The following is a 13,100-nucleotide window of genomic DNA, read 5'->3' on the forward strand; positions in this document are numbered from 1 at the left end:
CCAATGGGACACTCAGTGGTAAATGATTTACCACCTCGCTCAAATGGTGAGCTATGCCGAGTATCAAGATCCATGATTGGACGAAAGACCAACTTGACGAAATCAAGGAGGAAGAAGAGCACTCCTCCTATGATTCAGTCATCAAATCCCTCCTCAAAGAGCGTGAATAGCAAATGAGCCAGAAGCAAACCCTCCCAGCAATCTTCGAGTCCTGCACGCCCCGACAGGACGTTCTCACCGGAGAACTCGCCGAAGACCAATTCGCAGCAAGCCTCGCAGATGTCGCTCACAGTAGCGACGCACCTGAGGTCTACGCTGACCCACATCTCTTCTTCGAGAAGACCTACCCAACCAGTGGTCTCCAAGAACTCCTCACCCGACTCTCTACTCGCTTCGTCGGCGCACACAATAATGAGTACACAGGTACGAACGGCATCCTTCGCCTCGACACCAGCTTCGGGGGCGGTAAAACTCACAACCAAATCGCTGCCTTCCACCTAGCTGAGTCTCCGAGCGCTGTCCCTGACCTTTCTGAATTTATCGAAGATCAGGAAGTGGCAGATGAGTACACCGACGCTGCAGCTCTCGGACTTGACGTCAATACCGCCGTCTTCGTCGGAACTCACGTCGATGCTGAAGACGCCCGTTCAAACTACGACGATCCTGACGCGCCCGCGACGAAGACGATGTGGGGAGAAATGGCCTACCAACTCTTCGGGCGGGAAGGCTACGAGTTCCTCCGCGAAAACGACGAAAACCGCACGCCACCAGGAACCACCAAACTCGAACGACTCTTTGAGCGGAACGACAACCCCTCGCTCATCCTCATCGACGAGATCGCCGCCTACCTCGAACAGGCCGCTGCTGTCGAAATCGGCGATTCAACGCTCGCAAAACAGACAAATACCTTCCTGATGTCGCTGCTATCCGCGACACAGAACAACGACAAAGTCACCGTTGTCCTCAGCATCGCGGATACTGCCTTCGCTGACCAAGCCGAAGACGTCCGCGGTCTAGTCTCTGAGACCATCTCAGAATTCAACAGTATCAGCGACCGCGTCGAAGGCTCCATCACGCCGACTGAAGACAACGAGATTGCTGCTGTTCTTCGACACCGTCTGTTCGAGAGTGTATCCGCAGATGGGCGCGACGCCACTGTGGACTCCTACGCCTCGTTCTACACAGGCGACCGAGACTCCTTCCCCGATCACGCGTCAAACCCAGAGCACCGAGACCGACTCGAAGACAGTTACCCGATTCACCCCACGGTCATCGATACGCTTACCGAGGAACTCGACTCACTGCCATCCTTCCAGCGCACTCGGGGGGCGCTCAAGCTCCTCTCCCGTGCAGTGTACCGGCTCTGGCAGCACCAGAGCGACAATCAGGACCGCCACTTCGTTCGGCTGTTCGACCTGCACCCCTCTGATGGGGACGTCCGTTCAACGCTCCTCCGACTATTCTCATCGGTGGATATGGACTTCGAGGCCGCCATCAAAGCCGACATCTACTCCGAAGACGGGACTGCGAACGCAGAAGAGGAGGATCGAAACTGGGTCAAGAACAACCATCCGCCGCTCGGTACGCACCTCACGACGACAATCCTCTGGAAAAGCATCGTCAAAGGTGCAGACGGACGCGGAACCACGCGCCGCCCGTTACGATATGCTGTCGCAAACCCCGAGGTTGAACTGGCGCACTACGATGACGCGCTTAACAACCTTCTCGGTGAGGGACGACGGTCTGCGTGTTTCTTCCTTCACGGAGATAATGGGGAGAAAATCCAGTTCAAGTCGGAGCCGAATCTGACGAAGCTCATTGACTCCGTTGTCGAACAGCTCCAAGACGGCCTCGCCCGGCGACACCTCGAAGAAGCCCTAGACGAAGCACTCGGCCAGGGCAGCCTCAACGTAATCGTCGGCCCAGAAGAGCCCCACGAAATCCCGGACAAGGCTGACGAAGCACATCTGTGCGTGATGGACTTCGATACAGTCACCATCACCGATTACGAGACCGTCCCGGACACCATCCAATCGCTGTTCAAGAACACGGCATCGTCGAGTGGTGGACAGAAGACACCGCGAGTGTACAAGAACAACGTTGTCTTCCTTGCGGCAAGCGCGAACGACGTCACCGACGCAAAACGGACGGCTGAACGCGTCGCCGCCATCAAACACATCCAGACCAACCTCGGCGATCAGTACGAGCTCAACACGGAGCAACAAGATAAGCTCGGTGAACGTCTCGATAGCGCGAAAGGCACGCTTGATCAGGACATCAAGAAGGCGTACACACACCTGTACTTCCCCACCAATGATGGGCTTGCTCACCGGAACGTCACGACCGATAGCACCATCCACCAGAGTGTTATCGAAAAGCTCGACGAAGCCGGTGCGATCATCCCCGAGGGAGAGGGCGCGTACGGTGTCGATTGGTTCGAAGCGACGATCTGGAACGTCGGTGCGACGTCGATGACCACGCGGGCCGTCGAAGAGCAGTTCGGGAAGCGCCAAGACGCTGAGATCCTCTTGTCGCCTATCCCCCTCCGGAAGACGATTGCTCGCCTCGTTAACGAGGAGAGTTACGCGTACTGGGATGATGAACAGAACACCGGATACTACACCGACGGGGCATCGATCACGTCGGATGAACACGATCTCAGTGATGCGCAGAATCTCCATACGAGGGTGAGCTACCAAGACCTGAAACTCTCACAGTCGCACACGCTCTACAAGTCGATTGACGATCTGGTTGCAGATGTCGGCAGTGAAATCGAGTGGGAAGAACCAGAAGATGACGAAGGGACAGACGATGGAACCACGGGCGACGATGAGGGTACAAGCGGCGGCGACGGAAGTGGTTCGAGCGACGACGATGATGAGCCTGAACTGTTCAGCAAGCTCATCGAAGTCCGTACTTCTGAACCCGCGCACGTCTCGCGTGCGCTTCAGGAGATGCGCGCTGACATCGCCGATCAACTCACCAACGCCCGTGAGGAATACAACGGCCACCCAGACGAGCTAACGCCGATAGTTGAGGGCGTGTGGATTCATCTCGATGGTGCTGACGCGTGGAAGGGAGCGTGGTTCACCGCGAATAAACTCAGTAACTCCGAGACCTTCGCGGATGCCACCACGATGGACTTCGATTACGAGGCCAACGACGGTGCTAACTCGAAATCCGAGTTCGAAGTTGACTTCGAAGGAAGTCCCAGTGTTTTCGCTAACCATCTCCGGTTCAATATGGAGCCAGAGGACCTCTCGAACCCAGATGGGGGGCGGACTGCTGAAGCTGAGTTCGCTATCGAATTTGCCGAAGGAGCTGACAGGCTCTACGGAGACACATTCGACTCCCTTGACGAACTCCTCGCAGTAGACAACGCGTTCACTGTCACGATGCACACCCAGATTCGAGTGGTCGAGTCCAGCGAGGTGACGCAGTAATGAGTCACGGATTGGCTGAGGGTAACTCGTTCGCCTTCACCACTGGCGCTCATGGAAATCGCCCTACGTTTGTGCTCACCCGCGAACGGGTTGGTGACCAACACGAAATCACGCTGTACGAGCTCGTTCAGCAAGAGATAGCTACCGCACGACAGGAGCGGTTTGATCGGGCACACAAGTCGGTGAACGTCTCGGTATGCGAAATCGAGGAAGCAGTTGTCGGAGAACAGTCTCCATCTGAACTACCCGGAACAGACGACACACCATACGATTGGGAGGACTGGTGTGCGATTCGTATTGCTACTCTTCAGGGTGACGCATTTAACGAGGCATGTTACCTCATCGAATCCACCCTCCGAGAAATCAGTCTTGACCCCGAAATCGTCTGTACCGGCAGCCCAGCGAGCGTCAGTCTACCCGAGGCTGCTGGTGTTCGACTTTCGATTGCATTCCGCGCAATGAAGCCGATGCGCCGACGGGACCGACTCCGAGAGGTTGCGAAAGGCATTGACCAGATGAGCCTTGGTGAATGCTACTATTGGCACGCAAAAGCCCGTTCACCGACTTCACCGAGTGGCACCAAGGCTCTCCGCGTACTGCTCGCAGATCACGTCTAACCACATCACAACCATGAGCGACTCTCAGACCACATCCGAGGACGATTCAGACGAACCGTACACTCCGCTCGCAATTGAAGGGGAACTCCCGCTGAAAGCGGTCGGGATTGAGAACCTGAAGGAAGCGAACCCGAAACACATGCCGCCCCACCGGTATATTCACCCGTGGTTCGCCCGCCGTCCCACTCCAGCTGCTCGCCTCGCTGTCCTTGGCTCCATCATGGAGGAAGGGACAAGTGCTGATGAATTGCTGTCGCTAATGCAGATTGGGCCGGAAGATCTCAAGGAAAACATCAGTGAGTACGTCCAAGAGCGCAAGACTACTGAAGGCGAGCGCGACGGAACATTAGGTGATTGGTACGGCTACCCACGCCCCTTCACGCAGTCTCCGAACGATGAAGAACTGCAACAGTTACACGACTCACTTCGTGATACTTGGGATGGAGAACTCCCTAAGGTTCTTGACGCGACCGCTGGCGGTGGCGTAATTCCGTTTGAGTCGATTCGATACGGTCTGCCAACTATCGCAAACGAACTGAACCCGGTCCCTTCGGTGATTCTGAAGGTGATGTTGGAGTATGCACCGGAGGTCGGGTCGCTCGAAGAGGACCTGTACAAGTGGCGTGACCGCATCCAGGAGAAAGCAAGTAAGGAACTTGACGACCTGTACCCAACGAAGCGCGACGGGCGTGAGATATTGGCGTCGGCATGTACGTACCACATTCAGTGTGAGTCTTGCGCCGGGACAGTTCCGTTAGTCCCGAAGTGGTGGTTACACAAGCGTGGTGCGGGTGAAGGTACAGCAGTCAAACCGCACTACGAGGACGGTGAGGTCTCCTATGAGTGTGTTGAAATTACAAAGGAATCCAATTCAGACTTCGACCCCTCGGATGGGCCAGTGTCGCGCTCAGACGTTGAGTGTCCGCATTGCGGTGTAATTACTGAGTACGAGGAGACTCGGGAGCTTTTGAAGAATGGCGAGTTCGAGTACCAGATTTATGGTGTCAAGTACGATGATCCACGCGGTGGTTCAGGCTACCGTGCCGGGGATGAGATTGACCAACAAGCTCTCAAGCGCGCTGAAGAACTAATTGAATCCGACTTCGATCTGCTAACGTTCCTCCCTGAGAAAGTCGAAGTTAGTAGCCGGATCACCGACCCAGCAACCTATGGGATGGAAGAATGGCGAGATGTCTTCAGCCCCCGTCAGCTTGTTTCGCACTACGAGTACTGCCAAGCGTTCCATGAGATTGCTGACGAAATCCGCAAGGAACACGATGATCAAACATCTGAGGCAGTCCTGACCATCCTCACCATCGCTGCGAGCAAAATGGTTGATCGGAATTCCCGGCTGTCATCTTGGGATACCGGAAAGGGGTATCCGAATCCGATATTTGTGGGAAGTAACTTCTCATTCTGCCGCATCTTCTGCGACAACAACCTTGCTGCAGATACGATGGGGTACAAAGATCTGTCTCGAAAGGTTATTGATTCCTATGAGAAACTGGCGGAGATGACTACTGGACGAGATGCTGCAGATGTTCATTGTGGAGACGCTGCAGACCTTTCTACTACAATTGGGACCAACGAAGTCCAAGCTGCTGTCGTTGATCCGCCATACTATGATAGTATCATGTATGCGCAGTTGTCAGACATCTTCTACACCGTTCAAAAATCCTATTTGGAGGACATCCACCCAGACCTATTCGCGTCTGAGCTTACGAACAAATCTGACGAAGCCGTAGCGAACGTCTCCCGGTTCGAGGGGTTAGAAGGAGAGAAGTCGAAGAAAGAACTCGCCAAGCAAGACTACGAGGAGAAGATGTCATCCATCTTCTCGGAATTGTATGAAACGATTGAGCCGGGCGGGGTCTTGACGATTATGTTCACCCACAAGGAGACAGACGCATGGGACACGCTCTCGACATCTCTAATTGAATCGGGCTTCACCATCACTGCGACTCACCCGATCACCAGTGAAATGCCGTCGAGAGCAGGGAAGCGAGAAACTCAGAGTGCAGACAGTACAATCCTTCTCACTGGGCGAAAACCCGAAAATGAGCGGGAACGAACAGGTGGTGCGACATTGTGGGAAGACGTGAAGGAGGAGACACGTGATGCCGCCAAAGAGGCCGCACGTGAACTTCTTGACTCTGGTTTGAGTCTCACTAAGACGGACACCATCATCGCAGCATTCGGTCCAACCCTACGCGTGTTCGCTGACAATTACCCCGTCGTAGACAAGAAGGGTAATGAGGTCCCACCACGAGATGCCCTCACCGCTGCCCGAGATGCCGTCGCCGAAGTTCTCTCCGAACGTTACTTGGAGACCAAAGGCTTCGACGACCTTGACGGCCTCACGCGCTGGTACGTTCTCTCGTGGCTCATCTACGATTCCGACACCATGCCGTACGATGAGGCCCGACAACTTGGAATCGGTGTCGGTGTCGATATTGACGATGTAAAACGCGACACTAAGATCTGGGGCAAAAGTAGTGGTGATGTTCAACTTAAGACGCACGATAGTCGCGTTCAGGACGTCGTTCGCCTCGAAAACGGAGAGGATGTCTCTAGCCGCAAATACCCGGTAAATCCTACCAACGAGCGCTTCAGTCACGGTATCGATGCTATCCACTCCGCAATCCATGTCTACGAGACCAAGGGCCCGGAATCCGCCTGGGACTGGCTGTCTGACCGTGGAATGACAAACGACGAACGGTTCCGAACCACGGTCACAGCACTTCTGGAGGTCCTCCCACCAGAACACGAAACTGCACAAACGCTCCGTGACATGCTCTCCGGCCGAACCGGCGAGTACCTCGATATCGACACCAGTAGCATCAACTTCAACGTGGATACTTCCGGTGAATCCGAGGACGGGCGGTATCAGTCGGATGCCTCTGAGTGGACATGACACTAAAGGACGTCTCGTGGGAGCCGGTGTACGAGAGCGAGTTCCAGAGCAACCGGACTCTCATGAGGACGTTCTACCGCCCATTCCTGGAAGAAGTCATCCGATACGACAGACTCGCTGGATACCTCAGTCTACGGAGTCTCGCACACGCGCTTGAAGGCGTTGACTCTCTCCTTGAGACTAGTGGGACAGTCCGTGTAATCGCTGGGGCTGACCTGCAAAAACGGGAGAAAGGAGCGATGTTCCCCGATGCTGACGAACCTCTGGAACCGTGGGTCGAGTCCCAACTCACCATTATCGCTACGCTCCTCGACCGCGGCGATCTCAAAATCAAGGTCGGTGATCCGAAAGGCGGTGACGGTCTCTTCCACCCAAAACTCGGTATCGGCGTAGACCAAGACGGCAACAAACTCAGCTTCGAGGGGAGTGTCAATGAGACGCTCAGCGCGTGGCAGTACAACTACGAGCGTTTCAAAGTCCATCGTTCCTGGAATCGCGGTGAAGCAAAATACGTTGAAGAGGACGTCTCAACGTTCAATGCTCTCTGGAATGGCTTCCACCCGTCTGTTGAGGTCTATGAACTCGACGAAGCCGCGCGACAGAACCTCATCGAATGGAAAGACACCGACGAATCCCTCGACAAACACGTCGAACGCGTCCGAAACCACGAGCCACACACGATCATCCCGGAGGACGACACGGCTGCTGCCGTTTCACTAGCTGGGCGTACTCCTGGTGGAATACATCTTGCCGAGGAAATCAGCACCGTCACTCCTTGGCCACACCAACGCACTATCTCAGATACCGCGGTCAGCATCTACCCGAACAATCTGCTGTTCTGTGATGAGGTTGGACTCGGCAAAACCATCGAAGCTGGCCTTACCCTCTCTCGACTTGTACAAACCGGTGCTGTCGAGAATGCGCTGTTTTTAGTTCCTGCTGGGCTCGTTCAACAGTGGCAGAACGAGCTCCTTGACCGGTTTAATATCCACGCGTACTACCACGAGCGCTCCTACAACGGCGACTACATGGTCGGTCCCCTCGGCGATTCGCAGGATGACCGTATTCCAACTTCAGGAAGCATCGATGCCGACTCATGGGAGGGAACACCGATTGGATCGTTCGTGACGAGTCGGGACGAACCGACGGTTGTAATTGAGTCATGGCATACTGCACGCCGGGAGAACAACCAAACTCACGTCGCCCCGGTTGTCAACGAAGACGTGTGGGATCTCACCGTCGTGGACGAAGCTCACAGCGCACGAGAGACCACGAAACTCTACGACCTTCTCGGGCAAGTTGAGGACGTCTCGCAGTGTCTGTACGCCCTGACTGCGACACCAATGCAGCTCAATATTGGTGAGCTCTATGACCTACTCCGTCTCTGCGATCTCCCCACGGGCTGGAATGACAAAGACCGATTCGTTGAATTCTTTGAAACCCGCCGTGCTCTCGACAGCGCCCTTACTACGGTCAGCACGAACTATCAAACCGTTTCCGACGGTCAACAGCAAGTCCTTCAGCAGTTCCAGAAAGAACTCGATCTTGAGGAAGATGAGGGCCGCCCGCGAATCAAGCGATTCGGTCAACTCATCCATGAACACCTCACGTCGAACCCTGGTTACGACGACAAAGCATCCAGACTCGTTGAGGAGACGGACACAGAGTCGATTCAGCAGCGCAAAGCACTGGAGAAACTCGTTGGGGTCCGAGAAACATCGTCGCGGTTCGACGATCCTCGTTCCCTGATGTTCGACTGCGGCCCTACGGAGTGGCAAGCACTCGTGGATGCCTCACAGTGGGCCACGCCAGTCCAGTCACGAATCTTCCGGAATACACGCGCAGTTCTGAAGAAGTGCCAAGAACTTGGATTGCTCACGGATACGGTTCCGACACGCGACGTCGAAACCAAGCGTATCAATCTCGGTGAGGCGGAACCACTCTACGACCAGGTTGAGCAGTACATCGACCAGACGTACAAGCAGTCACAGAAGGTCCTGACCGGGAAGGAAAAGCTCGCGTTAGGGTTCGTGATGACAACCTACCGGCAGCGCCTCACAAGCAGCCTTCACGCAATCAGACAGAGTCTGGAGCGCCGTATGGAGAAACTTGATGAGAAAGTCGAGGACATAACCGAAGAGGTCTCCGAACTCAGTGAAGACACGGGGGTCACTGAAGCCACTATTGACGAAGCCGTTGGACAAGCGTCTCTGGATGCGTACCAGCCAACTAGCCGTGGTGCGGCAGACGTGATTCAGGCCGAGCGTGCAGCCCTACAAGAGTTTGTAGACGATCTCAAACAGGCGCACACCGACCCGAAAGTTGCCCAGCTCCGTCGAGACATTCGCTCACTACGGCAGAACGCGCGCGACAACATCATCATCTTCACCCAGTACCACGATACACTCGAACACATCCGAGAAACCCTCACCGACACTCATCCAAACGTCGGCACTTACAGCGGTGGGGGCGGGAAGCAATACGACGAAACCACTGGAGACTGGGTGGATGTTGGAAAAGAAGCGATTAAGCGGGATTTCACCGACGGAGAAACGAATATCCTCATCTGCACGGACAGTGCGAGTGAGGGTCTGAACCTCCAGACAGCAGACGCTCTGATTAACTTCGATCTGCCTTGGAACCCAATGCGCGTCGAACAGCGTATCGGACGGATCGACCGGATTGGGCAGAAAAACGAGGTTGTGAAGATCATCAACTACGCCTACAAGGACAGTATCGACGGCGACATCTACGAAGAACTTGAAGGGCGTCTCCAACTGTTCGAGAACGTGGTCGGGCCAATGCGTCCAGTGCTGAACAGCATCGAGAAGGACATCAAAGATGCTGTTATGGGTAGTTCCGACGAACAAGATACGGAAGTAGCTACCCAACAGGTGATTGAGGAGGCGGATGAGCGGGCAAAACAGGCGCAAGAGAAGGCCGAGGAAACTGGACTCAAAAGTGAGTCCGGGCAGGCGGCAACCCGTGAGGAAATCATCGAAAGTTCCGGACTTGATGGGTGGGAGCCGTATTGTTTCCCAGCGTTCGAAGATATTGGGACGGGCGACCGTGAGTACGACCCGTTGGTGAGTCTAGAGACGATTGAGACGTTGTTAACCCAGAGTGAACGTATCGAAGAGTCTGGATGGTCGTTCACCTCGCTCCGGAATCACGACCGTGCTGACGATTTCGACGACGTCGTGGATGATGCCTATGTAGTTGAAGTGCCGGAGGAGAGTGGGGTAGCAGTCCCTGGTTCACTTGGTGAAACTGCCCAAGGAGAGCTCGGTGGTGGAGCAGGTGTAGTGGTGACCTTCTCACCGGAGGTTGCAGAGTCATATCCCTCGATCAGGCTTTTGCTTCCTGGGGATCCGTTGTTTGACGTGCTGATTGGCGAGGCGACTCCTGATGAGGTAGAGAGTCTGGAGCTTATTTGTGGGAATGTCGGGAGTAGTGGTTCGGCAGTAACGCAGGAGCGGCGTATTGAGGATGCTATGCAGGCAGGTGTTGTCCAACCTGCTGTGGAAAATGACGAGGAGCGGAAGTTGCTGGGTGGCGGTGATTCACTTCCTCAGTCAGAGGACGCTGAGCAGACAGTCTTGGAGTGGCTGTCTCATTTCCCAAGTACCACAAAGTGACGTAGTCCTGTAGATTGGGTCACTCTTGAAGTTCTTCAACACGATCTTCAAGTGCATCCACTCTATGAATGAGGTCATCTACTAGGTGATCTTCAATCTGGAGTGCGGCAACGCGTTTCGCCAACTCAGCGATCTCCACTGGCATCGATAGGTCCGCTCGATGCTTCTCCACGAAGTCCTCCCCACTCTCTGTTAGCACGAATGAAAGAATAACGTTGTCAGACCTGTCTCCCAACGTCTGCTGGGTGGTTCTTTCTGTGTCGATCAGTCGAGCAGCATTCCCTCCAAGCTGACTTTTAATCCGGGAATGGACTGCGTGTTCGTTCGTAGCTCCGACTGGCTCAACAACGTCTTCCGGTTCCGCTTTCCCGTGCAGGTACACGTACACGAGGAGACGTTGCGAGAGCTCATCGATCTGGTAGACTTCACCTTCGCTTCTCTCGTAGTAGATGGGTGGCATACTGGCTCTACTGGGGATTATTCACCAGCTTCCGATAAACCCTCACAACGACGGAGATCCAAGGAACAGATTACAGAGTTATTTACCGATTCGGCGGTTCTAATCTACCACCACATGACGCTTAGCAGTAATTTAGATGTGAGCAAGCACGACACGATGTTTGAATGGGTTTCCGAAGTAGCAGACGAAACCAGTGTGGATGAGGAAACCATCTGGAACATCGCTGAGAAGCTCCTGTTGGAACCAGAGTCGATGGATGAGATGAAGACGGAAGTGAGATTGAAGGTCCTCTATGAACTCCATCTCAACCGTTGGACTGACACTGATGACAACCCGCCGGCGACCTGGGTGAAGGTCAACTTCTCATCGGAAGATGAAGTACAGCAACTCACGTTCTCATTTGGGATGTTCGAGCTCCACTTACCTGACGGTGAAGACCAAATGGAGACGATGAAGAGAATCACACGAGAAGAGGGAATCGAAGTTGAGCACATCGATTCAAACCATATTGTCACACGGAATGTGGACTGTGACCCGGTGTGGGCAGTCCGAATAACAAAGCGAATTCTTGAAGAGGTATATGGAATCTCGGTTAGTGAAGTGACAGAGGCTGAAGAAGAAGTCACATGGTCCGATAATCTAACGTGGGAAGACGTGGCGGAGTACCGCTAACAGGTTCTTCCGCAGCTATCCATAAAGTACGTGTAATCAGCTTCAGCTCAGATCGTCTTTCCAAACCGCGATCAACCCCAGCCGCCCCCAGATCGTTGTTCTCTGCAGAGATTGCAGATTTGGCTATCCTCTCCCCCTCACCAGACACATAAGCAAACTGTTGGTTTGACCAGGGACAAACAGCCAACCTCTGTTGACGGCACCGACCGTGAAATCAGCGTACTGGCTCATAGCGGCTCCTCGCCGTCGATGATTCGAATCGCGCGGTCCGCGAGCGCCGGCACGCGCTCTGCCATGAGTGGGTACATGGGGTCGTCGCTGTTCCCCTCCAGGTAGCGACGATAAAACATCTCGCCGAGCGCCGCGAGCTTGTACACTGCGAGCGTGCGGTAGAACCGCTCGTGTTCGAATTCGGTATCCGTCCGTTCCTCGTAGCGCTCGACGAGTTCCCGCCGAGTTGGATACCCCTCGCGCTGCATGAACGTCGCCTCGAGTTCCGGAACGGACGGCTCGGGGTCCTTCGCGTCCCGCCAGTAGGAGAGCAGCCATCCAAGGTCGGCCCGGGGGTCGCCGAGCGTCGCCATCTCCCAGTCGAAGACGCCGACTAGTTCCGGTGGCGCCCCGGGCGCGAACATCACGTTATCGAGCTTGTAGTCACCGTGGACGAGCGTCTGCGGATGCGACGAGGGGACCGACTCTTGGAGCCACTCGCTGACTCGATGGAGCTCCGGTACTGCGCGGTCGTCCTCAGTTCGCTCGAACGCCCATTCGAGTTGCTGTCGCCATCGGTCCACCTGACGCTCCGTGTATCCGTCCGGGCGACCGAAGTCGTCGAGGCCGACTGTCTCGTAGTCGACTTCATGGATGCGTGCGAGCGTATCGACGAGTTCCTCGCCGATTCGCTGACGATGCTCCTGCGACGCAAACCGTTCGCGTTCCGCCTCGCGGAGGACGTCGCCGTCGACCAATTCCATCACGTAGAAGTCGCTGCCGATGATGGCCTCGTCGTCGCAGGCGACGACCGTCTCGGGGACCGGTACGTCGGTCCGCTGGAGAGCGTCCATCACGCGGAACTCCCGGAGGACATCGTGGGCGGTGTCGGCCGTCTCGCCGGGTGGTGGTCGGCGAACGACCACTGTTCGGTCTCCCCACTCGACGAACAACGTCTCGTTGGAGTGGCCGGCAGTGTGACGTTCGACGTCGTACGTGTTTGCTGGTCCGAGTTCGTCCGTGAGAAACGCTTCGAGAGCATCCATGTCGACGAGTCGACGGAAGTACTCGTCTCGACCTGTCTCCGGCATACTCTCCCCTTCGAGTTCATTGTACGAATATGTATGGATTGTGTTTAACGATAGT

Annotated in this window: 7 protein-coding genes; 5 read left to right on the plus strand and 2 right to left on the minus strand. The window is 55.2% G+C overall.

Features of this window, described 5'->3' with window-relative positions; genetic code table 11:
- Positions 1–173 precede the first annotated feature (173 nt).
- Genes ACRYA2_RS14855 through ACRYA2_RS14870 form a run of 4 tightly spaced genes read left to right on the plus strand, consistent with a single transcriptional unit; the run spans position 174 to position 10,612 of the window.
- A complete protein-coding gene (locus ACRYA2_RS14855) occupies positions 174–3,443 on the plus strand; it encodes an ATP-binding protein (protein ID WP_433629606.1) in 3,270 nt (1,089 codons plus the stop codon).
- The gene (locus tag ACRYA2_RS14860; protein WP_433629608.1) at positions 3,443–4,060 is read left to right on the plus strand and encodes a DUF7680 family protein; all 618 of its coding nucleotides are present in this window, start codon (positions 3,443–3,445) and stop codon (positions 4,058–4,060) included. The genes ACRYA2_RS14855 and ACRYA2_RS14860 overlap by 1 nt, the downstream gene beginning before the upstream one ends.
- A gap of 13 nt (positions 4,061–4,073) precedes the next feature.
- Positions 4,074–6,974, plus strand: a complete 2,901-nt coding sequence (locus ACRYA2_RS14865) for a DUF1156 domain-containing protein (protein ID WP_433629611.1) — start codon at positions 4,074–4,076, stop codon at positions 6,972–6,974.
- Positions 6,971–10,612 carry a DEAD/DEAH box helicase gene (locus ACRYA2_RS14870; protein ID WP_433629614.1) on the plus strand — a complete coding sequence of 1,214 codons (3,642 nt, stop codon included), beginning with the start codon at positions 6,971–6,973 and terminating at the stop codon, positions 10,610–10,612. Before ACRYA2_RS14865 ends, ACRYA2_RS14870 begins: the two co-directional genes overlap by 4 nt.
- A 19-nt stretch (positions 10,613–10,631) precedes the next feature.
- Here ACRYA2_RS14870 and ACRYA2_RS14875 read toward each other — a convergent pair whose 3' ends face one another.
- Positions 10,632–11,072: a hypothetical protein gene (locus ACRYA2_RS14875; RefSeq protein WP_433629616.1), complete on the minus strand. Its 441-nt coding sequence runs from the start codon at positions 11,070–11,072 to the stop codon at positions 10,632–10,634.
- A 138-nt stretch (positions 11,073–11,210) separates the two neighbouring features.
- On the opposite strand from ACRYA2_RS14875, the gene ACRYA2_RS14880 reads away from it, so the two are divergent.
- Complete coding sequence (locus ACRYA2_RS14880) at positions 11,211–11,744, plus strand: hypothetical protein (protein WP_433629619.1); 534 nt, start codon at positions 11,211–11,213, stop codon at positions 11,742–11,744.
- A 227-nt stretch (positions 11,745–11,971) separates the two neighbouring features.
- Here ACRYA2_RS14880 and ACRYA2_RS14885 read toward each other — a convergent pair whose 3' ends face one another.
- Complete coding sequence (locus ACRYA2_RS14885; RefSeq protein WP_433629622.1) at positions 11,972–13,045, minus strand: phosphotransferase family protein; 1,074 nt, start codon at positions 13,043–13,045, stop codon at positions 11,972–11,974.
- Between the last annotated feature and the right edge of the window lie 55 nt (positions 13,046–13,100).

Source organism: Halomicrococcus pelagicus, from assembly GCF_050954125.1.

Bases quoted from the DNA above. Each gene is read 5' to 3' on its own strand.
- ACRYA2_RS14870 (WP_433629614.1), top strand. From the start codon at position 6,971: ATGACACTAAAGGACGTCTCGTGGGAGCCGGTGTACGAGAGCGAGTTC.
- ACRYA2_RS14865 (WP_433629611.1), top strand. From the start codon at position 4,074: ATGAGCGACTCTCAGACCACATCCGAGGACGATTCAGACGAACCGTAC.
- ACRYA2_RS14875 (WP_433629616.1), bottom strand. From the start codon at position 11,072: ATGCCACCCATCTACTACGAGAGAAGCGAAGGTGAAGTCTACCAGATC.
- ACRYA2_RS14860 (WP_433629608.1), top strand. From the start codon at position 3,443: ATGAGTCACGGATTGGCTGAGGGTAACTCGTTCGCCTTCACCACTGGC.
- ACRYA2_RS14885 (WP_433629622.1), bottom strand. From the start codon at position 13,045: ATGCCGGAGACAGGTCGAGACGAGTACTTCCGTCGACTCGTCGACATG.
- ACRYA2_RS14855 (WP_433629606.1), top strand. From the start codon at position 174: ATGAGCCAGAAGCAAACCCTCCCAGCAATCTTCGAGTCCTGCACGCCC.